This is a genomic window from Nocardioides sp. Z43_10, assembly GCF_059766615.1.
Window position 1 is genome coordinate 79,597 of sequence record NZ_JCBAJY010000003.1, and the last position, 23,255, is coordinate 102,851.

The following is a 23,255-nucleotide window of genomic DNA, read 5'->3' on the forward strand; positions in this document are numbered from 1 at the left end:
GGTCAGACCGCGGCGACCAGGTAGGCGCCGGTGAACACGCAGGCACCGACGAGCATGCCGACGTGGGCGAGGAGCGACAGCGCGGGGCCGTCGCTCCAGGTGTCCTCACGGCTGCCGGAGGCGTGCTTGCCGCGGGTGGGCGCCCAGCGCAGCAGGATCGCCAGGCCGGCCAGCGCGACCACCCACCACAGGCCCAGCGAGACGACGCCGAACCCGGCTCCGCCCAGCGCCGAGTCCTTCGGGGCGAGGAGGAAGACCAGCCATGTCACGATGGCCAGCGCACCGACCACCGTGTGCAGGTTCAGCAGCGCTCGGCCGACCCGGAACTGCCCCGCACCTCCGGTCTCCGAGCCCAGCCGGACCCTCGTGAGCACGACGACGACCGCGGCGAGGGCGGTCAGGATGTAGATGATCACCTGCGTGGACACCCGGGCAGTGTGCCCTAGTCCGGGTCGGGGCCGCCACGCGAGTCCGCGGGCGGTACGGCGCCGGGCCCGCCGGCGGCGTCCTCCTGCTGGCGGGCCAGCCGGTCGAGCAGGGCGTCGACCTCGGACATCCGGTAGCCCCGGAAGGCCACCGAGAAGCGCACCCGGCGCAGGTCCTCGGGGCGCAGCGGCCCCTCGGCCGGCACCAGGGCGTCGGGACGGTCGTCGTACACGTCGAGGAGCGGGTCGCCCCGCCCGGCGGCGACGAGCGCGACCCCGCCCATGGCGAGCACGATCAGGACCGCGAAGAACCAGACCATGGCGTCACTCCGGCTGCTCGGGAACGGGGTCGGCGGGCCAGTCGCCGTGTCGGGCCTCGACCATCAGCGAGACGGCGTGGTCGACGTCGTCGGTCAGCGTGATCAGGTCGAGGTCCTGCGGCGAGATCTTGCCCTCGGCCATCACCGTCTCGCGCAGCCACCCGATCAGCCCCTGCCAGTAGTCGACGCCGAGCAGGACGATCGGGAACGACGTCTTCTTGCCGGTCTGGACCAGGGTCAGCGCCTCGAAGAGCTCGTCGAAGGTGCCGACGCCGCCGGGCAGGACCACGAAGCCCTGGGAGTACTTGATGAACATGGTCTTGCGGGCGAAGAAGTAGCGGAAGTTGATGCCCTTGTCGACCCACTGGTTGAGCCCGGTCTCGAAGGGCAGCTCGATGCCGAGCCCGACACTCACCCCGCCGGCCTCCGAGGCGCCCTTGTTGGCGGCCTCCATCGCGCCGGGACCGCCGCCGGTGACGACCGCGAAGCCGGCCTCGGCGAGCTTGCGCCCGACCTCCTCGGCCATCGCGTAGTGCGGGTGGTCGGCCTTGGTGCGCGCGGAGCCGAAGACGCCGATGGCCGGGCCCAGCTCTGCCAGCGCACCGAAGCCCTCGACGAACTCGGCCTGGATCCGCAGCACCCGCCACGGGTCGGTGTGCACCCAGTCGCTGGGCCCGCGCGAGTCGAGCAGCCGCTGGTCGGTGGTGCCGTGGTCGACCTGGCTGCGCCGCATCACCTCGGCGCCGCGACGGCGCACCCGGGTGCGGTCGTGCTCGCCGACGGGGTCGGTGGCCGGTGGCGTGGTCATCGGGAGCCTCCCAGCCAGCGCCGCAGCTGCTGCTCGCAACGGGTGATGTGCTCGATCGGCACGTGTTCCTCCTGCTTGTGGGCCAGCACCGGGTCGCCGGGGCCGAAGTTGACCGCCGGGATGCCCAGCGCGCTGAAGCGCGCCACGTCGGTCCAGCCGAACTTCGGCGCCACCTGGCCGCCGACCGCCTCCACGAACGCCGCGGCGGCGGGCACCGTCAGGCCGGGCAGCGCTCCGGGTGAGGTGTCGGTGAGGCGTACGTCGTAGCCGGCGAAGAGCTCGCGGCAGAACGCCTCGGCCTCGGCCTCGGAGCGGTCCGGGGCGAAGCGGTAGTTGACGGTGACGACGCACTCGTCGGGCAGCACGTTGCCGGCGACGCCACCGGAGACGAAGACGGCGTTGAGGCCCTCGTGGTACTCCAACCCGTCGATCACCGGCTTGCGGGGCTCGAACTCCTCCAGGGTGCGCAGGATCGCGCCCGCCTTGTGGATGGCGTTGACGCCGCGCCAGCTGCGCGCGGAGTGGGCGCGCTCCCCTGAGGTGCGCACCTCGACGCGCAGCGTGCCCTGGCAGCCCGCCTCGACCGAGGCGTTGGAGGGCTCCATCAGGATCGCGAAGTCCGCCTCGAGCAGCTCGGGGTGGCTCTCGGCGAGCAGCTTGAGGCCGTTGTGCACCGCCTCGATCTCCTCGGCCTCGTAGAGGATGTAGGTGACGTCGCGGTTGGGCTCGGGCAGCGTCGCGGCCAGGTGCAGGATGACCGCGTCGCCGCCCTTCATGTCACAGGTGCCCAGGCCGTGCAGCAGGTCGCCGTCGCGGCGCGCCGGCAGGTTGTCGTTGAGCGGGACGGTGTCCAGGTGACCGGCGATCACCACCCGCTCGGGCAGCCCCAGCTCGGTGCGGGCCACCACCGTGTGACCGTGCCGGGTCACGCGCAGGTGCGGGTAGGCGCGCAGGGCGGCCTCGACCGCGTCCGCGATCGGGCCCTCGGCACGACTCACCGACTCGATGTTGACCAGCTGCTCGGTCAGGGCCACGACGTCGGCCTCGAGGTCCAGCGGGGTCACAGCGGCTTGCGTCATGGTGCCATCCAACCAGCCACCGCCCCCTCAGCGCCGGGCGACCGAGATCGTGGCCGTCTCCCCCTCGCCCACCGGCGCCTCGGTGGCGCCCTCGGGCGCGCCGGCGCCGATGACGACCTCGGTGGCCAGGGTCTCCCCGGCCACCAGCGCCTGGTGGGTGCGCACGGCCTCGAGCACGGCTCCGGGGCCGTCCACCGTCAGCGTGATCCGGTCGGAGACCTCCAGACCGGCCTCGCGGCGCGCCTGCTGCACGGCGCGGACCAGGTCGCGCGCCAGGCCCTCGGCGGCCAGCTCCGGCGAGACGCCGGTGTCCAGCACGACGAACCCGCCGCCGGGCAGCACCCCGGTGGCCGAGCCGTCCGCGGCGCCCGCGGCGACGGTCTCGAGGGTGTACTCCCCCTCCACCAGCGCCAGCCCGCCGGAGGTCACGGTGCCGTCCTCGGCGACCGACCAGTCCCCGGACTTCGAGCCCTTGATCGCGCGCTGCACGTCCTTGCCCAGCCGCGGGCCGGCGGCGCGGGCATTCACGTTGAGCTTCTGCGACACCCCGTACGACGCGGCCTCGGGGGCGGCCAGGTCGAGCAGCCGCACCGACTTCACGTTGAGCTCGTCGGCGATGATCTCCTCGAAGCCGGCCAGCGCCTGCGCGTCGCCCACCACCACGGTGAGCTGCGCGAGCGGCAGCCGGTTGCGCAGCTTGGCGGCCTTGCGCAGCGCCGAGCCCGCCGAGCAGACCTCGCGCACCGCGTCCATCGCGGCGACCAGCGCGTCGTCGGCCGGCAGCGTGTCGAGCGTCGGCCAGTCGGTGAGGTGCACCGAGCGCCCGCCGGTCAGCCCGCGCCAGATCTCCTCGGTGGTCAGCGGCAGCAGCGGAGCGGTGGTCCGGCAGAGGACGTCCAGCACGGTGGCCAGGGTGTCGAAGGCGTCGTGAGCCTCGCTCTCCTCGACCGCGCCGGTGGCCCAGAACCGCTCGCGCGAGCGGCGGATGTACCAGTTGGTGAGCACATCGACGAAGGTCCGCGTCGACTCGCAGGCCCCGGCGATGTCGTACTCGTCGAGCTGGCCGGTGGCCTGCGCGACGTACTGGCGCAGCTTGGCCAGGATGTAGCGGTCCATCGGGTGCGCGGAGTCGGTGCGCGGCGTCGCCTCGTAGCCGCTCTCGCCGGCGGCGTTGGCGTAGAGGGTGAAGAAGTACCAGCTGCTCCACAGCGGCATCAGCACCTGGCGCACGGAGTCGCGGATGCCGGCCTCGGTGACGACCAGGTTGCCGCCGCGCAGGATCGGGCTCGACATCAGGAACCAGCGCATCGCGTCGGCGCCGTCGCGGTCGAAGACCTCGCTGACGTCGGGGTAGTTGCGCAGCGACTTGCTCATCTTGGCGCCGTCGGAGCCGAGCACGATGCCGTGGCTGATGCACGAGCTGAACGCCGGGCGGTCGAAGAGCGCGGTGGCCAGCACATGCATCGTGTAGAACCAGCCGCGGGTCTGGCCGATGTACTCCACGATGAAGTCGCCGGGGAAGTGGTGCTCGAACCACTCGGCGTTCTCGAACGGGTAGTGCACCTGCGCGAACGACATCGACCCGGAGTCGAACCAGACGTCGAGGACGTCCTCGACGCGGCGCATCGTGGACCGCCCCGTCGGGTCGTCGGGGTTGGGCCGGGTCAGCTCGTCGATGTAGGGGCGGTGCAGGTCGGTGACGGTGACCCCGAAGTCGCGCTCGAGCTCCTCGAAGGAGCCGTAGACGTCGATGCGGGGGTAGGCCGGGTCGTCGCTCTTCCACACCGGCACCGGCGATCCCCAGAAGCGGTTGCGGGTGATCGACCAGTCGCGGGCGTTCTCCAGCCACTTGCCGAACTGGCCGTCCTTGATGTGTTCGGGCACCCAGTGGATCTGCTGGTTGAGCTCGACCATCCGGTCCTTGATCGCGGTGACCTCGACGAACCACGACGAGACGCCCTTGTAGATCAGCGGCTCGCGGCAGCGCCAGCAGTGCGGGTAGGAGTGGTCGTAGGTCTCGCGGCGCAGCAGGACCGTGCCGGGGGTGACCGAGCCGGTCCCCTCGCTCGCGCCGCGGGTGGCGGCCTTGAGGTGGTCGATCACGTGCAGGTTGGCGTCGAAGACCAGCATCCCGGCGTAGTCGTCGACGGGGTGGGTGAAGCGCCCGTCCTTGCCGACCGGCATCACCGCCTCGATGTGCTCGCGGTCGGTGACCTCCTTGTCGACCTCACCGAACGCGCCGGCGGTGTGCACCACGCCGGTGCCGTCGGTGGTGGTGACCGCGTCGTCGGCGGCGACCACGCGGAAGGCGTTCTCGTGGCCCAGGTAGTAGGAGAACGGCGGCGTGTAGCGGCGCCCGACCAGGTCGGCGCCGCGGTAGCGGCCGAGGATCGTGAACTCGCCGTCCTCGCCGGCCAGCTCGCGGGCGTACGACGCCAGCCGGGCCTCGGCCAGCAGGTAGCGCGCCGTCTCCTCGGTGCCGGGCACGGGCGCCTCGACCACGACGTAGTCGATGTCGGAGCCGACCATCACCGCGAGGTTCGAGGGCAGCGTCCACGGGGTGGTGGTCCAGATCAGCACGTGCGCGCCGTCGAGGACCGGGTCGGGGCGCCCGGGCAGCGGCTCGAGGCGGAAGCCGACCGTGACGGCCGGGTCCTGGCGGCTCTTGTAGACGTCGTCGTCCATCCGCAGCTCGTGGTTCGACAGCGGCGTCTCGTCGTTCCAGCAGTAGGGCAGGACGCGGAAGCCCTCGTAGACCAGCCCCTTGTCGTACAGGCTCTTGAACGCCCAGATGACGCTCTCCATGTAGTCGGGGTTGAGCGTCTTGTAGTCGTGGTCGAAGTCGACCCAGCGCGCCTGGCGGGTCACGTACTCGCGCCACTCGCCGGTGTAGCGCAGCACCGACTCGCGGCAGGCGGCGTTGAACTTCTCCACGCCGAGCTCGTGGATCTCGTCGGTGGTCTTCAGGCCGAGCTGGCGCATCGCCTCGAGCTCGGCGGGCAGGCCGTGGGTGTCCCAGCCGAAGCGGCGCTCGACGCGCTTGCCGCGCATCGTCTGGTAGCGCGGCACGATGTCCTTGACGTACCCGGTCAGCAGGTGGCCGTAGTGCGGCAGCCCGTTGGCGAACGGCGGGCCGTCGTAGAAGACGAACTCGTTCTCGCCGTTCGCACCGGCCTCGCGCGCCTGCACGCTGGCCTGGAAGGTCTCGTCGTCCTTCCAGTACGCCAGCACCCGCTCCTCGATCTCCGGGAAGCGCGGGGAGGACGGGACGTTGCTGGTGCCGCTGGTGGCGACCTTCGGGTAGGTCATCGGTGGCTTCTCCTGGTGGCGGGTCGGGTCGATCGTGTCCAGACCACGAGGACGACTCACGCCGCGGTACCACCTCGCTTGCCACCCGCACGCGGGCGACCACTTCATCGCAGGCTGTGACGGGCCCACCCGTCCGGTTCTAGTGAGCGCTCGCGCGTCGTTCTTCCGGAGGCTCGCCGCTGATGACGGCTCAGACGCCTTGCCTCCCAGATTACGCCCCGCTCCCCCACCCCACCAATCCATTCCGGTCCGCGGCGCGTGCCCCGGACCGCGGGGTGGGTGGCGTTACGTAGAGTTGGGGAGCGTGACTGCTGCTAACGCCTGGGGCTTCGGCCTGGCCACCGTGACCGCTGACGACACCATCCTCGACGTGTGGTTCCCCGAGCCGGCGCTCGGCGCGGCCCCCGCCGACCCGACGGCGCCCGCCGAGCTGAGCGCGCTGGAGGGCGAGGACGACGTGCGCGCCGTACGGCGCGAGGTGCGGCTGGTGCAGATCACGGACCTCTCGGCCGCCCCCGCGAGCACCGAGGACGCCTGGCTGCGCCTGCACCTGCTCTCCTCGCGGCTGGTGGTGCCGCACCAGATCTCCATGGACGGCGTCTTCGGGCTGCTCACCAATGTGGTGTGGACCTCCGCCGGCCCCTGCGCGGTCGCCGGCTTCGAGCGCACCCGGGCCCGGCTCCAGGCCGCCGGGCAGCACGTGACGGTGTACGGGGTGGACAAGTTCCCCCGCCTGGTCGACTACGTGATGCCGTCCGGGGTGCGCATCGCCGACGCCGACCGGGTCCGCCTCGGCGCGCACCTGGCCGAGGGCACCACGGTGATGCACGAGGGCTTCGTGAACTTCAACGCCGGCACCCTCGGCGCCTCGATGGTCGAGGGCCGGATCTCGGCCGGCGTGCTGATCGGCGACGGCTCCGACGTCGGCGGCGGCGCCTCGATCATGGGCACCCTGTCCGGCGGCGGCAAGGAGGTGATCAGCGTCGGCGAGCGCTGCCTGCTGGGCGCCAACTCCGGCCTGGGCATCTCGCTGGGCGACGACTGCGTGGTCGAGGCGGGCTGCTACGTCACCGCCGGCACCAAGGTCACCGTCAAGGACATGGACGGCAAGCCGCAGGTGGTCAAGGCGGTCACCCTGTCGGGCGCCTCGAACGTGCTGTTCCGCCGCAACTCGGTGACCGGCGCGATCGAGGCCGTGCCGTGGCGCGGTGAGGGCGTCGAGCTCAACGCGATCCTGCACGCGAACTGAGCCCCGCCCCACCCCCCACACCCACCCCCGCAACACCCACTCCCCGAGTCACCCGAGGAACACGCATGGGCAAGGCACTGCGCTGGACGGGAGCAGGCGTCGGCCTGCTCGCCGTCCTCGCCGTCTCGGTCCTCGCGGTCCAGGAGGGCGTCGTCCGGCTGCCCGGGCAGAGCGGCTGCACGGCGAGCGTGGACGGGCGCGAGGTCGAGCTGACCACCGACCAGGCCGAGAACGCCGCGCTGATCACCGCGATCGCGGTGCAGCGCCAGATGCCGGCCCGGGCGGCGTCGATCGCGCTGGCGACCGCCTACCAGGAGTCGAAGATCATCAACATCGACTTCGGCGACCGCGACTCCCTCGGGTTGTTCCAGCAGCGCCCCTCGCAGGGCTGGGGCACCGAGGAGGAGGTGCTCGACCCGGTCTACGCGACCAACAAGTTCTACGACGCGCTGGAGCGGGTCGAGGGCTACGAGTCGATGCCGATCACCGAGGCCGCCCAGGAGGTGCAGCGCTCGGGGTTCCCCGACGCCTACGCCGACCACGCCGCCGACGGCCGGGCGCTCGCCTCGGCGCTGACTGGCAACTCGCCGGGCGGCACCTTCACCTGCGTGGTCAGCGGGGACCGGGAGCGCGAGTCCGACGACCTCGACGAGGCCGGGCTCACCGACCGCGCCGCCGCCGTACGACGCGACCTGCGCGCCGTCTTCGGGCCGCTGCCGATGGGCGGCTTCGACCCCGAGGGCGTCTCCAGCGGCCACAAGGAGGGCTCGGCGCACTACGAGGGCCGCGCGGTGGACGTGTTCGTGCGCCCGATCAACCGCGACAACAAGCGCCGCGGCTGGGCGATCGCCGGCTACCTGGTGGCCCAGGCCCAGCGCCTCGACATCGACACCGTGATCTTCGACGGCAAGATCTGGACCGCGCGCCGCTCCACCGCGGGGTGGCGCGACTACAAGATCGACACCAGCGGGCGCGACGCCGCCACGGCCGCGATCCTCGAGCACCGCGACCACGTGCACGTCGACGTCGCCGACTGAAGCAGAGCCGACAGCCCAGAGCCGACTGAGCAGCGACTCAGGCCAGCCGGCGAGTCGCCTCCGCGACCCGCTCGTCGGTGGCGGTGAACGCGATCCGGACGTGCCGCCCACCGGCCCGGCCGTAGAAGGCGCCGGGCGCGACCAGGATGCCCCGCTCGGCGAGCCACGCGACGGTCTCCCAGCAGTCCTCGTCGCGGGTCGCCCACAGATACAGCGAGGCCTCGGAGTGGTCGATGCGGAAGCCCGCGCCCTCGAAGGCCGCACCCAGCGCCGCCCGGCGCTCGGCGTAGCGGGCGTGCTGCTCGGCGACGTGGGCGTCGTCGTCCAGCGCGGCGGCCATCGCGACCTGCTGGGGTCCGGGCATCTGCAGCCCGAGGTTCTTGCGCACCGCCAGCAGCTCGCCGACCAGCGCCGGGTCGCCGGCCACGAACGCGCAGCGGTACCCGGCCAGGTTGGAGCGCTTCGACAGCGAGTGCACCGCGAGGATCCCCTCGTGGGAGCCGCCGCAGACGTCGGGGTGCAGCACCGAGATCGGCCGGTTCCTCGGGTCCCAGGCCATCTCGATGTAGCACTCGTCGGAGACCAGCACGGTGCCCCGCTCACGGCACCACGCGACGACCTTGCGCAGGTGCTCCAGCGGCAGCACCTTGCCGGTCGGGTTGGACGGCGAGTTGATCCACAGCAGCGCCGGCACCTCGGGGCCGAGCGCGGTCAGCGAGTCGGTCGCCACCGCCCGGGCGCCCGCCAGCGCGGCGCCGACCTCGTAGGTCGGGTAGGCCAGCTCCGGGTAGGCGACCAGGTCGCCGGCGCCGATCCCGAGCTGGAGGGCCAGGTTCGCGATCAGCTCCTTGGAGCCGGTCACCGGCAGCACCGCATCCAGGCCCACGCCGGTGACGCCCAGGCACCGCTGGAGCCAGTCGATCACGGCCTGGCGGGTCTCCGGCAGGCCGATGGTCTGCGGGTAGCCCGGCGAGTCGGCGGCTCCACGCAGCGCCGCCTGGACGACCTCGGGGGTCGGGTCGACGGGCGTCCCGACCGAGAGGTCGACGATCCCCTCGGCGTGCCCGCGCGCCTGCGCGGCGTACGAGGTGAGCTTGTCCCAGGGGAAGTCCGGAAGCCGTCGCGAGACGGGGTCGTCACCGACCCGGCGCGAGCTCACTCCTGGTTCTGCGGGGGCAGCGCCTCGATGAACGGGTGGTCCTTGTCGATCTCACCCATCTTCGCCGCGCCACCGGGCGAGCCGAGGTCCTCGAAGAACCCGACGTTGGCGGTGTAGTAGTCCTTCCACTGCTCCGGCGTGTCGTCCTCGTAGAAGATCGCCTCGACGGGGCACACCGGCTCGCAGGCGCCGCAGTCCACGCACTCGTCGGGGTGGATGTAGAGCATCCGCTTGCCCTCGTAGATGCAGTCGACCGGACACTCGTCGACACACGCGCGGTCCTTGAGGTCGACACACGGCTGGGCGATGACGTAGGTCACCAGTTCCTCCTGAGAGCACTTGCGAGAGCGGATGCTCGGCAAACCCTAGTATCCCCCCATGCCTGATCACTCGGAACCCGGCATTCCTGATACCGAGCGGGGCCCCGACCAGCCCGCCACCGGCGAGCACCTGCTCGGCCCGCACGTGGTCGGGCAGCGGGTGGTGATCCGGCGCCTGGTCCGCGGCGAGAGCGGGCCCACCGGCGGCCCGGCGATGACCGACGTGCTCGGCACGGCGGAGTCCTGGGGCTCCGGCGAGGTGGTGGTACGCCGCGAGGACGGCGTCGCGGTGCGGATCGCGATCGCCGACATCGTCTCGGGCAAGCCGGTGCCGCCGCGCCCCTCGGTGCACCACCGGCTCTCGGCGCGCGCCTGCGAGGAGCACACCCTGGCCCTGTGGCCGGGCCTGGAGCGCGTCGCGGTGGCCGACGGCGGCGAGTGGGTGCTGCGCCTGGATCCGGCGCCGCGCGGGCGGCCGCTGAAGCGGGCCAACTCGTGCCTGGCGATGGGCGAGCCCGGCACGTCGTACGACGAGGCGGTCGCCGCGGTGGGCGCCTTCTACGCCGAGCACGGCCGCGAGCCGCTGGCCCAGGTGGAGGTCGACAGCGAGGCCGAGCGCGCGTTCCTCGACCGCGGCTGGCGTCCGCTGGGCCACGGGGACTCGGAGTTCTGGGTCGGCTCGCTGGCCAAGGCCAGGCGCTCCCGACGCGCCTCCTCCCTACGCTCCCCCTCTCCAGGCCCCCGGTTCCAGACAGAGCTGACCGCCGACGGCGACCACGCCCTGGTCCAGGCCCACGACGGCGACGCCCTGGTCGCCGTCGGCCGCGGCACCCTGCACGGCGACTGGCTGGGGCTGCACGCGCTGGAGGTCGAGCCCGGGCACCGGCGCCGCGGCCTGGCCGGGCTGGTGCTCGACGAGCTCTTCGACTGGGCCGGCGAGTCCGGCGCCGGCACCGTGTGGCTGCACGTGGAGCCCGACAACTCAGCCGCGGTGGCGCTCTACGGCGCGCTGGGGCTGGTGCGCCACCACGCCGCGCGCTACCTCACCCCGGCCTGACGCCCCGCCTGACGCCCGGCCGGCTCGGCCGCGGGCTCGGTGCTGGGCTTCGCGTTCGGCTTGGGCTTCGGCTTCGGCTTGGGCTCCGGCTCGGGGTCCTGGCAGATCACCGAGTCCGAGGGCGTGTAGGTGGTCGAGAAGACCTCGCGCCGCTCGACGGCCGAGGAGCCGGGCTTCTTGAAGATCCGGGTGACGTCGATGTCGAAGCCGCCGTACCCGCTGTTGGGGTAGCAGTCGGGGGTGGTCATCGTCCGGGTCTGCGGCTGGGTGAAGTTGTGCCGCTCCCCGGTCACCGACGAGACGTCCCAGACCTTCGTCGACCACATGCTGACGGTGACCGCGCCCTGGCCGGCCGAGCTGGCCGGGGACACCTTCGCGCTGATCAGCACGCCGTAGGGGGTGTCGTTCTTGAACCGCAGGTCGACCGAGCCCCAGGCCACGGTCGCCTCGCGCCCGACCGGGTAGCGGTCGATGTAGAACGAGTGCGGCTTGTGCTCGACGTCCTCGAGACCGGCGAAGAACATCGCGTTGAACAGCGTGGTCGCCATCTGCGAGACGCCGCCGCCGAGGTCCTCCTTGAAGATCCCGTTGCTGATCATGAAGCCCTCGGTGAAGCCGTTCTCGCGGGTCCGCTCCCCCACCGTGTCGTTGAGCGAGAACGTCTCCCCGGGCTCGAGCACGGTGCCGTCGATGAGCTCCGCGGCCCGGCCGATGTTGATGTTGCGGTACTCCGCGTAGGGGTAGTACGTGGTGAACGAGGAGACCTCTTCGGTGATCTTCAGGTCACGGGCGTCCTGGGTGGTGAACTCGGGCTCGGCGACCTTGGCCTCGACCGCGATCTCGCGCTTGCCCGAGGCCGCGACCGCGGTCTCGAGGAAGGCGTCGCTGATGTCGGCGGGGTCGTAGTCGATCCCGGGCTTGCCCTGGATCACCTTCGGCTTGCCGTTGACCAGCTCCACGCGCGCGTCCACGGGCGCACCGGCGTCGCCGATCTGGCGGTCGACGCGGGCGGTGAGGCGCTTCTCGTCGAGCTCGGGCACCAGCTCGCCGTCCTCGGCGACCATCGTGACGACGCGGCCGATGTCGACGGGGCGCAGGGTGACCCGGGTGGCGTCGAAGACCAGCGTGATCGGCGCCGAGACGGCCGGGTTCGCGAACCCGTCGAGCGCCTCCTGCAGGTCGTCGGCGTCGATCTCGGGCTCGGCCGGCTGCAGGTCCAGCTCGGCGCGCCCGTCGATGGACAGGTACGCCGCGACCAGGGCGTCGCGGGCCTCGTCGGGGTCGACGCCCTCGCCGACGACGGGCTCGGTGACCTTGACCTTGCCTGCCTTGAACGCGATCGCGCCCTCGACCGGAGGCGTGCCGACGCCCTTGTCCAGCCGCGTCACGACCCGGGCCAGGGCGTCGTCGTCGGTGCTCACCACGGCGTCGAGCGCGTCGCCGCCGGTGTAGTACTCCCACAGTCGGCGCGGCGACCAGCTCCGCTCGGCGCCGGCGGCCTCGACCGAGGCGTCCACGTCGAGGGACAGGCCGGCCTTGTCCGGGCTGACCTGCTGGGTGCGCCCGTCGACCTCGAGGGTCATCGAGCGGCGGGCGCGCTCGCCAAGGTGCTCCTCGAGCTCGGCGCGGGCCTCCGCGCGGCTCATGCCGCCGATCTCGACTCCCGACACCGTGGTGCCGCGGGGGACGCCGGCACCGGCGAAGGCGTAGGCCGCGGCGTAGAGTGCACCGAAGAGCAGGACCAGCCCGAGCAGCAGGAGGACGACGACCCGTCCCCCCTTGCTCTCGCGCGCGGTCGGGGAAGCATCAGAAGTCACGGCGCCATACTAGGCGGGTGGCGTAGCCCGACGCGGCATCGTCGCGAGCCCCCACACCAGGACCACCAGGGCGCTGAACAGCACCAGGTAGCCCGACGGGCTCGCCGCCAGCGCGTAGTCGCCCTCGGGCCGCCCGGGCAGCACGAGTGCGATCACCGCGATCCAGCCCAGGCAGAACGCCGGCCGGCCCCACCACACCCGTGGGGTGGCGACCAGGGCGGCGGTGGTGGCGGCGAGGCCGAGGGCCATCCCCCACCAGCGCCCGTGCAGGGCGACCAGCGACAGGCTGGTCAGGGTCCCGGCGAGCAGGGCGAGCAGCGCCAGCCCGGACCGGGCGAGGGCCTCCACCCTCAGAGTCCGGCGAAGAGGTCGGTCTCCAGCCCGTCCTCGTTCAGCTCACCGCGGGTGCCCTTCGCGATCCGGTAGAACTCCAGGCCCCAGGCCTCGTTGCCGACGTTGTTGGAGAGCGCGAAGAACGGGCCGTCCACCGTGATCTGGGTGGCGTGCGCCTCGAGCGCGGCCATCTTCTTGTCGAAGTACTCGGTGCCGTCGACGACGGCGGCGAGCTGGGAGTCGGGGGTGACGAAGTGCGGGAGCGGCCCGTCGGGGTCCATCCCCTCGAAGCTGGCGGTGTCCCCGGCGTCGCGCAGGGCGCGCAGCCCGGCGCGCATCCGGCTCTCCGACATCGCGCCCCAGTAGATCTTGGCGATCTCCCACGGCTCCCCCAGCTCCAGCTTGTACGACGGCACGGCCGCGAGCTGGGCGGCGTACATCGCGACCCGGTGGGCCTGGATGTGGTCGGGGTGGCCGTAGCCGCCGAACTGGTCGTAGGTGACCAGCACCTGCGGGCGCACCTCGCGGATCACCTTGACCAGCTCGTCGGCGGCCTCGGTGAGGTCGGCGGCCCAGAAGGCGTTGGCGTGGATGTCGTCGGCGGGGATGGCATGGCCGTCCTCGTGCCACTTCATCCCGGAGTCGCGGTAGCGCCCGAACCCGCCCAGGTAGCGGTGGTCGGTGACCCCCAGCGCGGCCATCGCGGCGGCGAGCTCGCCCTTGCGGTGCTCGCCGAGGGTGTCGTCGCGGTCGGCGCCGAGGTGCTCGAGCTCGGGGACCAGGATCTCGCCCATCTCGCCGCCGGTGCAGGTGACCAGCGTGACGCCGCGCCCCTCGGCGACGTACTTGGCCATCGTGGCCCCCTGGCCGATGGACTCGTCGTCGGGGTGGGCGTGCACCAGCAGCAGGCGCTGGTCGGGAGTCTGCGTCATGCGCCCCACCCTAGTCCGGCCGCTTGACCCGCTTCGGGGCGTCGGGCAGCTCGACCGGCGCGAGCCGCACCACGGGGGCCTCGGGGCCCCGGTCCAGCCACCCCTCGTACTCGTCGACGACCAGCTCGAGCTGCGGCTCGGGGGCGTCGCTGAGCACGGCCCAGGGGTGATCCTCGTCGTCGTCCTCGCCGGCCAGCCGCTCCCGCGTCACCTCGGCGCCATAGCCGGCGCGCGCCAGGGCCCGGGCCGCGGCCCGGGCGTCGTCCTCGTCGAAGAAGATGCCTCTCACGGACACCGATTCTCCCCGATCCCCAGCGGCGTCGCGCAGTACCCGGGCGAGCTCGGACAGGAAGGGCCGATCCGGCTCCAGCCAGTCCACGTCGCCCAGCTCCTCGGCCCTCAACCAGCGCACCGCGTCGTGCTCGGACGGCACGGGCTCCCCCGCGACGAGCTCGACGAGCGCGACGGCGAGCTCGTGGGTCTCGCCGATCGGGACCAGCCCGGCGAGCCAGCCGACGACGCGGACCGGGCAGGCGAGCTCCTCGGCGATCTCGCGCCGGATCGCGTCGTCGGGGCTCTCGCCGGGCTCGACCTTGCCGCCGGGGAACTCCCAGCGCCCGGCCGCCGAGGCGGGGGCGGTACGGCGGGCGGCGAGCACCCGGCCGTCGCGGACGATGGCCGCGCCGACGACGCGCATGCGTGAGCTCACCGCCTCATCATCGCCGGTGGTGCGGGCTCACGACCCGGTGGCTACCGTGTCGGCCATGCCCGAGACCCCCACCGACGCCGACGGGCTCACGCTGCGCCGCGGCCGCGACCACACCGCCGAGATCGACGCGCTGGCCCGGCGCTACGGCGGGCGGGTGGGCCTGGACGCGGTGCTGAGCGACCTGAACCGGCGCGGGCGCCGCACCTGGGCGCCGGGGCGCGCCGTACGCCGCGCCTTCACCTGGGACGCCCACGACCGGCGCGACCCGCGCTGGTGGCCCCAGGGCATCTCCTCCTCGGGCGACGCGCACGAGTCGGGCCACTACACCGGCACGGACGGCGAGCCGCGCCGGCTGTTCGTGACCACCTGGTACGCCAAGGAGGTCGACGGCGAGAAGCACGGCTCCCGGGTGAGCTTCTTCGACCCGCGGACCCGGCGCTACCGCCACGTGCTGCTGGTGACGCCGTCCCTGGAGGGACCGCAGGCGCGCTGCGCCCCGCTGCAGATGCACGCGGGCGGGATCGTCTGGGCGGGTCCGTGGCTGCACGTGGCGGCGACCGCGACCGGCTTCCACACCTTCCACCTGGACGACATCCTGCGGGTGCCCGACGAGCACGCGGACGAGTCGCTGGGCTACCGCTACGTGCTGCCGCTGCGGTTCACCCACCGCGCCGAGACCGCCGAGGGCCTGGACCGGCTGCGCTACTCGTTCCTCTCGCTGGACCGCGGCGCCTCGCCCCCGGAGCTGGTGGTCGGCGAGTACGGCCGGCGCAAGCAGACCCGGCGGCTGGCCCGCTTCCCACTCGGCGAGGGGTTTCTGCCCGCGCCGGACGAGCAGGAGGTGACCCGGCTGCTCAGCATCGAGTCGTCGGGCGTGGCCGGGATGCAGGGCGCCGTGCGGGCTCCCGGAGGTCTCTACGCGACCGCGTCCCACGGCCCGTGGACCCTGGGCTCGCTCTACGTCGGCAAGCCCGGTGCGCTGCGCCGGCGCCGGTGGGCGACCCCGATGGGTCCCGAGGACCTGACCTGGTGGCCCGGCACGGACCTGCTCTGGACGGTCACCGAGCACCCGCGGCGGCGCTGGATCTGCGGCCTGGCCAGGCCCGCCGGCTACCGCCGGGGCTGACGGGCCAGCTGACGGCTCTGCGCCACCAGGCGTCCGGTGGAGTCCCAGATCTCGCAGTCCTCCTCGAACATGCCGCCCGCCATGTTGCGGGTCGCGTGGCGCACCTGCAGCCACCCGGGTGCCGGTACGGCGCGGATGTGCGCGGTCAGCTCCAGCGTCGGCGCCCAGCCGGGCATCCCGAGGTCGAAGGTCACCGGCGGCAGCGCGTCGAGGACCAGCAGCAGCGAGATCGGGTCGGGCTCGCGGCCGTCGGGGAAGCGGAACCACGCCTGCAGCGCACCCTGGCGCGACGGCTCCCCCATCGCCCAGCCGATGTGGGCCGGGTCGATGCGCATGTCGAAGCGCTCCATCAGCGGCGCGGACTTGCGGATGCTCTCCGGCGACATCGTGGTCGGCACGCACTCGTCCGGCGGCGGGATCGCCGGCCGCTGCGCGGTGGTGCGCACGTCGTCGGGTAGCGCCGACAGGTCGCCGTACGTCGCCAGCGCGCTGATCCGCGCGGCGTCGCCCTGGTGCAGCTCCGCGGCCATCGTGGCGACGCTGCCCCCGTCGCGCAGCACCCGTGTGGTCACCGCGGCCGGGCCGGCGGTGGACGCGGACAGGTAGTAGGCGCTGACCGCGAGCGGGTCGGGCTTGCCGGGCACCGTGGCGCGCAGCGCGTTGCCGATCATCGCCAGCAGGTAGCCGCCGTTGATCCCCTCGCCCACCGACCAGCCGGCGGCCAGGGTCGCCTCGTGCTCGCCGGGGCCGGTGGCGGTGACGGCGGTGTCGCGGTCGAACTCATAAGACATGCGCGGAGAATAGCGGCCGTGACCTCCGGATCGACCCTCAGCACCCACGCCCGCCAGCTCGTCCACGTCGGTCCGCACGCCGGAGCCCACCGCGTCGCGTTGCGGGCCTGCGTCTCGGTGTCGGTCCCACTGCTGCTGCTGTGGTCCGTCGGTCACCTGGACTGGTCCATCTACGCCGCGTTCGGCGCCTTCACCTCTCTCTACGGGCGCAACCACGTCCACCTCTCCCGCGCGCAGATGCAGCTGACCCTGGCCGGCGTGCTGACCGCCGCCTGCACGCTGGGTGTGTTCGTCGGGCTCTCCGAGCATCGCGCCTGGCTCGCGGTACCGGTCGCGGCCCTGGTCGCCAGCGCCACCTCCCTGCTCTCCGACGCCCAAGACTGGCACCCGCCGGGCCCGCTGTTCCCGATCTTCGCGTTCACCGCCTGCGCCTCCCTCCCGTCCTCCCCCGGCGACCTGGGCATCGCCGCCGCCGTCGCCGCCGCGTCCGCGCTGTTCTCGGTGCTCGTCGGCAACGTCCACGCGTTCTGGCACGGCTGGCGACGCCCCACACAGGCCCGGCGCACCTCGCTGCGCCGGGGCGCGTACGCCGAGGTCGCCCGGCGCCACGTCGCCCGCAACGCCCTCGGCGTGCTGCTCGCCGGCACGATCGCCACCGCCTCCGGCATCGGGCACCCCTACTGGGCCATGGTGAGCGCCGTCGTCCCGCTCGCCTCCCCGCAGCTCTCGGCCGGGGTGCTGCGCGGGGTGCACCGCGTGCTCGGCACGTTCCTCGGACTCGGGACCGCGGCGCTGCTGCTCTCCCTCGACGCGGACGGCCTCTGGCTGATCGCGATGGTGGTGGCGATGCAGGCGTGGGCCGAGCTCTGGGTGGGGCGCAACTACGCCATCGCCCTGATCGGGATCACCCCGCTCGCGCTGCTGATGATCCACCTCGTCTCCCCCGCGCCGACCGGGGAGCTGCTCTGGGACCGCGGCGTGGAGACCGTGATCGGGGTGCTCGTCGGGGTGCTGGTCGGGCTGGCCACCCGCCCTCGGCGCAACCGCCTCTGACCTGGGCAGACGCTGCTCGAGAAGTTCTCCACAGATTGGCTTGCGGGGGTTACCTGCGCGACCTCTCTTGACTACAATCGTTTCTATGTTTGAACTCTCCGGCTACGGGCTGAACGGCGGCGACGACGCTGCCGACGCGCCTGTGCGCGGGGAGTGCGAGGCAGCCGAGCGCCCGGGTGAGTTCTGGGTTGAGATCCTCGCCGCGGTCCAACCCGCGGGGCTCAGCGATGCCGCGCTGGTCGACGAGCTGGCCGGCCTGGAGCGGCTCACCTCCGCGGCGGCCGCGGCCAAGGCCCGGCTGACCGCGGACCTGGCTGCGCGGCGCCGCGCCGAGGACGCCGCGCGGGGCGTCCCGGCGCAGCGGTGTGGGCGCGGTGTCGCCCACGAGGTCGCGCTGGCACGCCGGGAGTCCCCGCACGCGGGCCGCGAGCACGTCACGCTCGCGGTGGCGCTGGTCGAGGACCTGCCCCACGCCCTGGCCGCGCTGGCCCGCGGCGACCTCAACGAGCACCGCGCGCAGATCCTGGCCCGCGAGAGCGCCGAACTGACCCGCGAGGACCGGGCTTGCGTGGACGCCACACTCGCACCGCAGCTGAGCCAGATGGGTAACCGCGAGCTCACCCTGGCCACCCGCCGCCTGGCCTACGCCCTCGACGCCGAGGGCGCCGCCCAGCGCGCCACCCGCGCCCGGGCCCGGCGCCGGGTCACCCACCGGGGGCTGGGTGAGGGGATGGTGAGGATCAGCGCCGACGTCCCGGCCTGGGACGCGATCGTGGCGATGCAGGCCCTCGCCGAGCGCGCCGACCATCTCAAGGCGTGCGACGACACCCGCACCCGCGACCAGATCATCGCCGATGAGTTCCTGGCCCGTCTCGACCAGCCCGCCACCCCCGGTGGACGGCGCATCGAGATCCAGCTGGTGATGAGCGCCGAGATGCTCCTCGACCCCGACCAGTCCACCCCCGCGCACCTGGTCGGCTACGGCCCCGTGCCCGCCAAGGTGGTCGCCACCCTGCTGGGCGACCCGGACGCGGAGGTCGCGATCCGGCGGCTGTACACCAACCCCGCCGACGGGGCGCTGGTCGCGATGGACTCCCGCGCCCAGCTGTTCACCGGGGGCCTGCGCCGGATGCTGTTCGCCCGCGACGGCGAGACCTGCCGCACGCCGTACTGCGACGCGCCCGTGCGGCACGGCGACCACATCACCCCCCGCTCCCGCGGCGGCACCACCACCCTGGACCAGGGCCAAGGACTGTGCGCGGCCTGCAACTACGCCAAAGAGGCCCCCGGCTGGCGCCACCGCACCACCAGCGAGCGCCACACCCGCCACACCGTCGAGGTCACCACCCCCACCGGCCACACCCACCATTCGAAGGCCCCACCACCACCCGTCCCGCCGTCCGGCACCAACAGCGGCCTCGACGTCCGGATCCACCACCGCCCCACCAGCATCGAGATCGACTGGGTCCTCGGCGCCTAGGCTGCCGCCCATGCCTCCCCTGCGTCCGGTCGCCCGGGTTCTCGTCGCCGGACTCGGCGCCGTCACCCTCGTGCATCTCATCGCCCTGCTGCTCGACGCCGACGGACTCGCGGACGTCACCCAGGTGCTGCTGATGCCGCTGTTGGCCGGGGCCCTGGCGGTCCAGGTGCCGACACCGCGGGGGCGCCTGGTCACCTGGACGCTTGCCGCCCTCGGCTTCTCCTGGCTGGGCGACGCGGTGCCGCGGCTGCTCGGCGAGGAGGCCGGCTTCCTGGCGATGGTGGGCTTCTTCCTCCTGGCCCAGCTCTGCTACGTCACCGCGTTCTGGCCCTACCGGGAGGCCAGCGTGCTGCGCCGGCACCCGCTCGCGCTGGTACCGATCGTCGCGGGCGCGCTCGCGCTCGTCGCGCTGTGCGCCGGCGAGGCCGGCGTGCTGCTGCCCGCGATCGTGCTGTACGCCGGGGGCCTGTCCGCAATGGCGGTCCTGGCCACCGGCGTACACACCTGGGCAGCGGTGGGCGGCGTCGTCTTCCTGGTCTCCGACGGCCTGATCGCGCTCAACGCGTTCACCGACCTGGCCCCGCCCGCGGTCGGGTTCTGGGTGATGCTCACCTACGTCGCGGCCCAGGTCCTGCTGTGCGCGGGTGTGATGGCGCGCAGTCCCGCGACGAACGGCACGACCGTGCGCTCGACGAGCGCGCGACGCTCCGGTTGAGGCAGCATCAGGCACTGGACGGTGACGCCGTCGATCATCGCGAAGAGCTGCGCGGCCGCCTGGTCCGAGAGGCCCTGGTCGACGAACCATCGACGCAGTTCCTGGTCCAGCTGCGCGGAGGTGGCAGCCAGCTCCGCGTCGACGGCCGAGAGGGCGGCGTAGGCGAGCCAGACGCGAGCGCGGCGCTCGCGCCGATCGTCCAGCGGGAGCCACTGCTGCACGACGTCCATCAGCGAGGTGGCCTCTGCGGCCTCCACGTCTGCGAGGAACTGCTCCCCCGCGTGGTCGAAGCCTGCGCGCACCAGCTCGCTCTTCGTCCGGAAGTAGTACTGCACCTGGGCCGGCGACACGCCCGCCGCCACGGCGACACTACGGACGCTCAGGGCTCCGACCCCTTGCTCAGCGAGCACCGTCAGCACACCGTCGAGTAGGCGCGTGACGGGCATCAGGACTCCAGTCGCCTCGACCGGACCATCGCCCACGCGGTCGCCGCGATCTCGACCGCGCCGAGCACCGCGATCACCAGGCCGCCCTGGCGCACGCCGATGACCGGAGTCTCCACGTCGTGGAACGCGAAGAACATCACCAGGCCTCCGACGACCATGACCGCGCCGACCACCAGTTCCCATCCGAGCCTGCTCATCGGAGCCTCCGTCTCTATACGAACGTACAGTACGAATGTATAGCAATGCGAAAGTCGAGTGACAGCGGTTGGGCTAACCTTCACATGCATGTCATGCTGACGAAGGGGTCCGAGATGCGTATCGGCGAGTTGGCGAAGCGAACCGGCGTTGCTCCGCGGCTGCTTCGGTACTACGAGGAGCAGGGCCTGATCGCGCCGCGGCGCCTCCACAACGGCTACCGCGAGTACGACGAGTACCTTGTCGACCGCGTGATGAAGGTGCGCGGACTGCTCGACTCCGGCATCCCGACGCGCATCATCGGCGACATGCTTCCGTGCCTCGACCAGCCGAACGGCATAGTCGTCGCCGACCCAGATCCCGAGCTGCGCGAGCTCTTGGTACGTGAGCGGGAGCGCATGTCGGAACGCATCGCGTTTCTCGAGCAGAACCGCGATGCGCTGAACCGCTACCTCGAGGCGATGGACCGGGGCCCCCGATCGCAACGGCGGGCCGCGCCCTAGGCGCCCGACTGGAGACGCACCCCACAGGGCGTCGAGGCCTCCACGACTTGACCTTCGCATTGATGTGAAGGTTGGACGATGCTCCTGCGATGAGCGCCCGGCTCGGAGCCGACGGGCAGGGGCCAGACCGCGACGGTCGAGGCGCTCGCCCGCCGGGCACTCCGTCCGGGCACCCCATGAAGGAGAGATGACATGAAGCTTGGAATCATCGGCAGCGGGGCGATCGGCGCCGGGATCGCGCGCCTTGCGGTCGCCGCAGGACATGAAGTGGTGCTGGCGAACTCCCGCGGTCCCGAGTCGCTGGCCGACCTCGTCGGCGAGCTCGGCGCGAACGCGCGGGCGGGCGAGGCCGCCGAGGCGGCGGCGTTCGGCGAGATCGTCGTCCTCGCTGTGCCTTTGGTGGCCTACGACGCTCTTCCAGTCGAGGCGCTCGTCGGGAAGATCGTGCTGTCGACGGGGAACTACTACCCCTCGCGTGACGGTCGGATCCAGGTCCTCGACTCCGGGACGCTGACCACGGCCGAGTACGAATCGAGCCTTCTGCCGGGAGCCGTGGTCAACAAGGCGTTCAACAACATCGTCGCCCACCACATCCCCTCGTTGGCACGCCCCGCGGACGCACCCGACCGCTCCGGCCTCGCCGTCGCCGGCAACGACGCCGAGGCCAAGCGGGCGGTGTCTGCCCTCGTCGCCAGCCTCGGCTTCGACCCGGTCGATGCCGGCTCCCTGGCCGAGTCGTGGCGCTTCGAGCCCGAGTCGGGCGCGTACACGACCATCTACGTCGCTGATCTCGACGTCTTCGCCCAGGACTGGCTGGCGGACGAAGGCGCACCTCTTCCCGCGCAGCGGCTTCGCGAGCATCTGGCGTCCTCGCATCGCCCCGACGTGGCGGGTCGCGCCTTCTGAGCACCCCCACCACGCGACAGATGCGAGATGCCCTGGCGGCATTCCCCACCGGGGCGTGCGCTCCCGACCCGACATGGGGGCCTGATCCTGCCCCTCGACAAGGACACCCATGACCGACCGCACGATGATTCTCGGCATGCACCTGGGAACCGGCTACGGCTCCCAGGGCCTGGCCTGGCGCGCCGCCGGCGTCGACCCCGCCAACTACACCAGCATCGACGCCCAGGTGCGCTATGCCCAGGCAGCTGAGCGCGGGAACTTCGCCTTCCTGTTCCTCCCGGACTCCCTGGCCATCACCCGTGGGATCGAACGCGAGGTACCTCAGGCCACCCTCGACCCGATGCTCACGCTGGCCGCGATCGCCCGCTCGACCGAACGCATCGGCCTTGTCGCCACCGGCTCAACGACGTTCAACGAGCCCTACAACATCGCCCGCCAGTTCAAGGCGCTCGACGTCATCAGCCACGGCCGCGCCGGGTGGAACGCCGTCACCACCAGCGACCCCACCGCCGCCGCCAACTTCGGACAGACGATCGCCGACCGCCCCGAGCGCTACGCACGCGCCCACGAGACCATCCAGGTTGTCCAAGCGCTCTGGGGCAGCTGGCAGGAGGACGCCTGGGTCAAGGACCCACAGACGGGAGTCTTCGTCGACACCGACAAGGTCCAGCCCGTGAACTTGCGTGGCACCTACGTCGCCTCCCGCGGACCGCTGCCCATCCCGCCGTCCGAGCAGGGGCAGCCGGTCATCTTCTCCGCCGGTGGCGGCGAGTACGGCCTGACCATTGCTGGACGCTATGCCAACGGCGTCATCGGGGCCGCCTTCACCATCGACGACGCTCGCGCCCAGCGCGAAGCCGCCCGGCAGGCAGCACGCCAAGCAGGCCGCAACCCCGACGACATCAAGTACTTCGCCGGAGTCATGCCAGCCCTAGGCAGCACAGTCCAGGACGCCGTGGAACGCCGCGTCGCCCTGAACCAGGACCTCTTCGCGAGCCGTCTCCCTCACCTCGGCGCCATGCTCAACCTGCCCCTCGGCGAGATTTCGCTGGACGAGCCGCTCACCCCCGTCCAGCTGAGCGCCGCGCGCCCCAGCCCGTTCGACCCCAGGTCAGCCAAGGCCCTCCAGGTCGCTCGCGAGGGGTGGACGCTCCGCGAGGTCCTCGCCCACGGCGTGATCGACTACCACCCGACACCGATCGGGCCGCCCACGGTCATCGCCGACCACCTCCAGGAGTGGTTCGAGGCCGACGCCGTCGACGGGTTCTGGGTCTCACCCGACGTCAACGAGACCGACATCGACACCTTCGTCGAGGAGGTCATCCCCATCCTCCGAGACCGCGGCCTATACCCCCACGACTACAACGGGACGACGCTGCGCGAACACCTCCGCGTGCCCTATCGGTACGGCCTGGAGCCCCGCACCCTCCCCGCAACCTGAGGCCGTCGGAGGAGCGACAACTTTGTGCAGCCGCCGCGCACTTGC

At 72.3% G+C, this 23,255-nt stretch carries 24 protein-coding genes; 10 read left to right on the forward strand and 14 right to left on the reverse strand.

Annotated elements, in window-relative coordinates:
- Positions 1-2: 2 nt before the first annotated feature.
- From AC6EI4_RS06525 to ileS, 5 genes are read right to left on the reverse strand one after another with little or no spacing between them, the layout of a single operon-like run.
- A complete protein-coding gene (locus AC6EI4_RS06525; RefSeq protein ID WP_498421591.1) occupies positions 3-428 on the reverse strand; it encodes a hypothetical protein in 426 nt (141 codons plus the stop codon).
- Between the two features lie 14 nt (positions 429-442).
- The gene (locus AC6EI4_RS06530) at positions 443-745 is read right to left on the reverse strand and encodes a DivIVA domain-containing protein (RefSeq protein WP_498421589.1); all 303 of its coding nucleotides are present in this window, start codon (positions 743-745) and stop codon (positions 443-445) included.
- A 4-nt stretch (positions 746-749) separates the two neighbouring features.
- The gene (locus AC6EI4_RS06535; RefSeq protein WP_498421587.1) at positions 750-1,553 is read right to left on the reverse strand and encodes an LOG family protein; all 804 of its coding nucleotides are present in this window, start codon (positions 1,551-1,553) and stop codon (positions 750-752) included.
- Positions 1,550-2,632 carry a succinyl-diaminopimelate desuccinylase gene (dapE, locus tag AC6EI4_RS06540; RefSeq protein ID WP_498421584.1) on the reverse strand — a complete coding sequence of 361 codons (1,083 nt, stop codon included), beginning with the start codon at positions 2,630-2,632 and terminating at the stop codon, positions 1,550-1,552. The genes AC6EI4_RS06535 and dapE overlap by 4 nt, the downstream gene beginning before the upstream one ends.
- A 27-nt stretch (positions 2,633-2,659) precedes the next feature.
- Positions 2,660-5,941: an isoleucine--tRNA ligase gene (gene ileS / locus AC6EI4_RS06545; protein WP_498450961.1), complete on the reverse strand. Its 3,282-nt coding sequence runs from the start codon at positions 5,939-5,941 to the stop codon at positions 2,660-2,662.
- Positions 5,942-6,245: 304 nt separating this feature from the next.
- Between ileS and dapD the strand changes: the two genes are divergently transcribed.
- Both dapD and AC6EI4_RS06555 read left to right on the forward strand, forming a co-directional pair.
- Positions 6,246-7,190, forward strand: a complete 945-nt coding sequence (gene dapD / locus AC6EI4_RS06550; protein ID WP_498421577.1) for a 2,3,4,5-tetrahydropyridine-2,6-dicarboxylate N-succinyltransferase — start codon at positions 6,246-6,248, stop codon at positions 7,188-7,190.
- Between the two features lie 65 nt (positions 7,191-7,255).
- Positions 7,256-8,227 (forward strand): VldE C-terminal domain-containing protein, encoded by a 972-nt coding sequence (locus tag AC6EI4_RS06555; RefSeq protein ID WP_498421574.1) that lies wholly within the window; start codon positions 7,256-7,258, stop codon positions 8,225-8,227.
- A 37-nt stretch (positions 8,228-8,264) separates the two neighbouring features.
- Here AC6EI4_RS06555 and dapC read toward each other — a convergent pair whose 3' ends face one another.
- Complete coding sequence (gene dapC / locus AC6EI4_RS06560) at positions 8,265-9,386, reverse strand: succinyldiaminopimelate transaminase (protein ID WP_498450962.1); 1,122 nt, start codon at positions 9,384-9,386, stop codon at positions 8,265-8,267.
- A complete protein-coding gene (gene fdxA, locus AC6EI4_RS06565; protein ID WP_498421570.1) occupies positions 9,383-9,706 on the reverse strand; it encodes a ferredoxin in 324 nt (107 codons plus the stop codon). The genes dapC and fdxA overlap by 4 nt, the downstream gene beginning before the upstream one ends.
- A 58-nt stretch (positions 9,707-9,764) precedes the next feature.
- On the opposite strand from fdxA, the gene AC6EI4_RS06570 reads away from it, so the two are divergent.
- The gene (locus AC6EI4_RS06570; protein ID WP_498450963.1) at positions 9,765-10,763 is read left to right on the forward strand and encodes a GNAT family N-acetyltransferase; all 999 of its coding nucleotides are present in this window, start codon (positions 9,765-9,767) and stop codon (positions 10,761-10,763) included.
- Here AC6EI4_RS06570 and AC6EI4_RS06575 read toward each other — a convergent pair.
- Genes AC6EI4_RS06575 through AC6EI4_RS06590 form a run of 4 tightly spaced genes read right to left on the reverse strand, consistent with a single transcriptional unit; the run spans position 10,745 to position 14,554 of the window.
- Positions 10,745-12,580 carry a VanW family protein gene (locus tag AC6EI4_RS06575; protein WP_498450964.1) on the reverse strand — a complete coding sequence of 612 codons (1,836 nt, stop codon included), beginning with the start codon at positions 12,578-12,580 and terminating at the stop codon, positions 10,745-10,747. The genes AC6EI4_RS06570 and AC6EI4_RS06575 overlap by 19 nt on opposite strands.
- Positions 12,581-12,589: 9 nt before the next feature.
- Positions 12,590-12,928: a hypothetical protein gene (locus AC6EI4_RS06580; protein ID WP_498421564.1), complete on the reverse strand. Its 339-nt coding sequence runs from the start codon at positions 12,926-12,928 to the stop codon at positions 12,590-12,592.
- 2 nt (positions 12,929-12,930) lie between these two features.
- Positions 12,931-13,845 carry an N-acetyl-1-D-myo-inositol-2-amino-2-deoxy-alpha-D-glucopyranoside deacetylase gene (mshB, locus tag AC6EI4_RS06585; protein ID WP_498450965.1) on the reverse strand — a complete coding sequence of 305 codons (915 nt, stop codon included), beginning with the start codon at positions 13,843-13,845 and terminating at the stop codon, positions 12,931-12,933.
- A gap of 10 nt (positions 13,846-13,855) precedes the next feature.
- Positions 13,856-14,554 carry a (deoxy)nucleoside triphosphate pyrophosphohydrolase gene (locus tag AC6EI4_RS06590; RefSeq protein WP_498450966.1) on the reverse strand — a complete coding sequence of 233 codons (699 nt, stop codon included), beginning with the start codon at positions 14,552-14,554 and terminating at the stop codon, positions 13,856-13,858.
- A 55-nt stretch (positions 14,555-14,609) separates the two neighbouring features.
- On the opposite strand from AC6EI4_RS06590, the gene AC6EI4_RS06595 reads away from it, so the two are divergent.
- Entirely contained in the window at positions 14,610-15,680 is a 1,071-nt protein-coding gene (locus AC6EI4_RS06595; protein WP_498450967.1) for a hypothetical protein, read from the forward strand.
- On the opposite strand, the gene AC6EI4_RS06600 is transcribed toward AC6EI4_RS06595, so the two are convergent.
- Positions 15,665-16,471 carry a thioesterase family protein gene (locus tag AC6EI4_RS06600; protein ID WP_498450968.1) on the reverse strand — a complete coding sequence of 269 codons (807 nt, stop codon included), beginning with the start codon at positions 16,469-16,471 and terminating at the stop codon, positions 15,665-15,667. The two genes, AC6EI4_RS06595 and AC6EI4_RS06600, sit on opposite strands and share 16 nt — an antisense overlap.
- Before the next feature lie 18 nt (positions 16,472-16,489).
- On the opposite strand from AC6EI4_RS06600, the gene AC6EI4_RS06605 reads away from it, so the two are divergent.
- The 3 genes from AC6EI4_RS06605 (at position 16,490) to AC6EI4_RS06615 (ending at position 19,719) form a co-directional block, all read left to right on the forward strand.
- Positions 16,490-17,524: an FUSC family protein gene (locus tag AC6EI4_RS06605; RefSeq protein WP_498450969.1), complete on the forward strand. Its 1,035-nt coding sequence runs from the start codon at positions 16,490-16,492 to the stop codon at positions 17,522-17,524.
- Positions 17,525-17,609: 85 nt separating this feature from the next.
- Positions 17,610-19,004, forward strand: coding sequence for an HNH endonuclease (locus tag AC6EI4_RS06610; protein WP_498450970.1), 1,395 nt, complete (start codon positions 17,610-17,612; stop codon positions 19,002-19,004).
- A gap of 10 nt (positions 19,005-19,014) precedes the next feature.
- On the forward strand, positions 19,015-19,719 hold the full coding sequence (locus AC6EI4_RS06615) for a lysoplasmalogenase (protein WP_498450971.1): 705 nt from the start codon (positions 19,015-19,017) through the stop codon (positions 19,717-19,719).
- Here the strand turns inward: AC6EI4_RS06615 and AC6EI4_RS06620 are convergent.
- Positions 19,617-20,165, reverse strand: a complete 549-nt coding sequence (locus AC6EI4_RS06620) for a TetR/AcrR family transcriptional regulator (RefSeq protein WP_498450972.1) — start codon at positions 20,163-20,165, stop codon at positions 19,617-19,619. The two genes, AC6EI4_RS06615 and AC6EI4_RS06620, sit on opposite strands and share 103 nt — an antisense overlap.
- Positions 20,165-20,362, reverse strand: coding sequence for a DUF5708 family protein (locus AC6EI4_RS06625; RefSeq protein ID WP_498450973.1), 198 nt, complete (start codon positions 20,360-20,362; stop codon positions 20,165-20,167). The genes AC6EI4_RS06620 and AC6EI4_RS06625 overlap by 1 nt, the downstream gene beginning before the upstream one ends.
- A gap of 93 nt (positions 20,363-20,455) precedes the next feature.
- Between AC6EI4_RS06625 and AC6EI4_RS06630 the strand changes: the two genes are divergently transcribed.
- The 3 genes from AC6EI4_RS06630 to AC6EI4_RS06640 all read left to right on the forward strand — a co-directional run bounded on the left by AC6EI4_RS06630 (position 20,456) and on the right by AC6EI4_RS06640 (position 23,210).
- A complete protein-coding gene (locus AC6EI4_RS06630) occupies positions 20,456-20,863 on the forward strand; it encodes a MerR family transcriptional regulator (protein ID WP_498450974.1) in 408 nt (135 codons plus the stop codon).
- A 192-nt stretch (positions 20,864-21,055) separates the two neighbouring features.
- On the forward strand, positions 21,056-21,769 hold the full coding sequence (locus AC6EI4_RS06635; protein ID WP_498421542.1) for an NADPH-dependent F420 reductase: 714 nt from the start codon (positions 21,056-21,058) through the stop codon (positions 21,767-21,769).
- 109 nt (positions 21,770-21,878) lie between these two features.
- The gene (locus tag AC6EI4_RS06640; RefSeq protein ID WP_498450975.1) at positions 21,879-23,210 is read left to right on the forward strand and encodes an NtaA/DmoA family FMN-dependent monooxygenase; all 1,332 of its coding nucleotides are present in this window, start codon (positions 21,879-21,881) and stop codon (positions 23,208-23,210) included.
- Positions 23,211-23,255: the final 45 nt, after the last annotated feature.

What these genes read in the sequence shown, in the direction of transcription:
- AC6EI4_RS06530 (WP_498421589.1), bottom strand. Translation starts at nt 745, where the DNA reads ATGGTCTGGTTCTTCGCGGTCCTGATCGTGCTCGCCATGGGCGGGGTC.
- AC6EI4_RS06535 (WP_498421587.1), bottom strand. Translation starts at nt 1,553, where the DNA reads ATGACCACGCCACCGGCCACCGACCCCGTCGGCGAGCACGACCGCACC.
- dapE (WP_498421584.1), bottom strand. Translation starts at nt 2,632, where the DNA reads ATGACGCAAGCCGCTGTGACCCCGCTGGACCTCGAGGCCGACGTCGTG.
- ileS (WP_498450961.1), bottom strand. Translation starts at nt 5,941, where the DNA reads ATGACCTACCCGAAGGTCGCCACCAGCGGCACCAGCAACGTCCCGTCC.
- AC6EI4_RS06555 (WP_498421574.1), top strand. Translation starts at nt 7,256, where the DNA reads ATGGGCAAGGCACTGCGCTGGACGGGAGCAGGCGTCGGCCTGCTCGCC.
- AC6EI4_RS06570 (WP_498450963.1), top strand. Translation starts at nt 9,765, where the DNA reads ATGCCTGATCACTCGGAACCCGGCATTCCTGATACCGAGCGGGGCCCC.
- mshB (WP_498450965.1), bottom strand. Translation starts at nt 13,845, where the DNA reads ATGACGCAGACTCCCGACCAGCGCCTGCTGCTGGTGCACGCCCACCCC.
- AC6EI4_RS06595 (WP_498450967.1), top strand. Translation starts at nt 14,610, where the DNA reads ATGCCCGAGACCCCCACCGACGCCGACGGGCTCACGCTGCGCCGCGGC.
- AC6EI4_RS06600 (WP_498450968.1), bottom strand. Translation starts at nt 16,471, where the DNA reads ATGTCTTATGAGTTCGACCGCGACACCGCCGTCACCGCCACCGGCCCC.
- AC6EI4_RS06610 (WP_498450970.1), top strand. Translation starts at nt 17,610, where the DNA reads ATGTTTGAACTCTCCGGCTACGGGCTGAACGGCGGCGACGACGCTGCC.
- AC6EI4_RS06615 (WP_498450971.1), top strand. Translation starts at nt 19,015, where the DNA reads ATGCCTCCCCTGCGTCCGGTCGCCCGGGTTCTCGTCGCCGGACTCGGC.
- AC6EI4_RS06620 (WP_498450972.1), bottom strand. Translation starts at nt 20,165, where the DNA reads ATGCCCGTCACGCGCCTACTCGACGGTGTGCTGACGGTGCTCGCTGAG.
- AC6EI4_RS06625 (WP_498450973.1), bottom strand. Translation starts at nt 20,362, where the DNA reads ATGAGCAGGCTCGGATGGGAACTGGTGGTCGGCGCGGTCATGGTCGTC.
- AC6EI4_RS06630 (WP_498450974.1), top strand. Translation starts at nt 20,456, where the DNA reads ATGCTGACGAAGGGGTCCGAGATGCGTATCGGCGAGTTGGCGAAGCGA.
- AC6EI4_RS06635 (WP_498421542.1), top strand. Translation starts at nt 21,056, where the DNA reads ATGAAGCTTGGAATCATCGGCAGCGGGGCGATCGGCGCCGGGATCGCG.
- AC6EI4_RS06640 (WP_498450975.1), top strand. Translation starts at nt 21,879, where the DNA reads ATGACCGACCGCACGATGATTCTCGGCATGCACCTGGGAACCGGCTAC.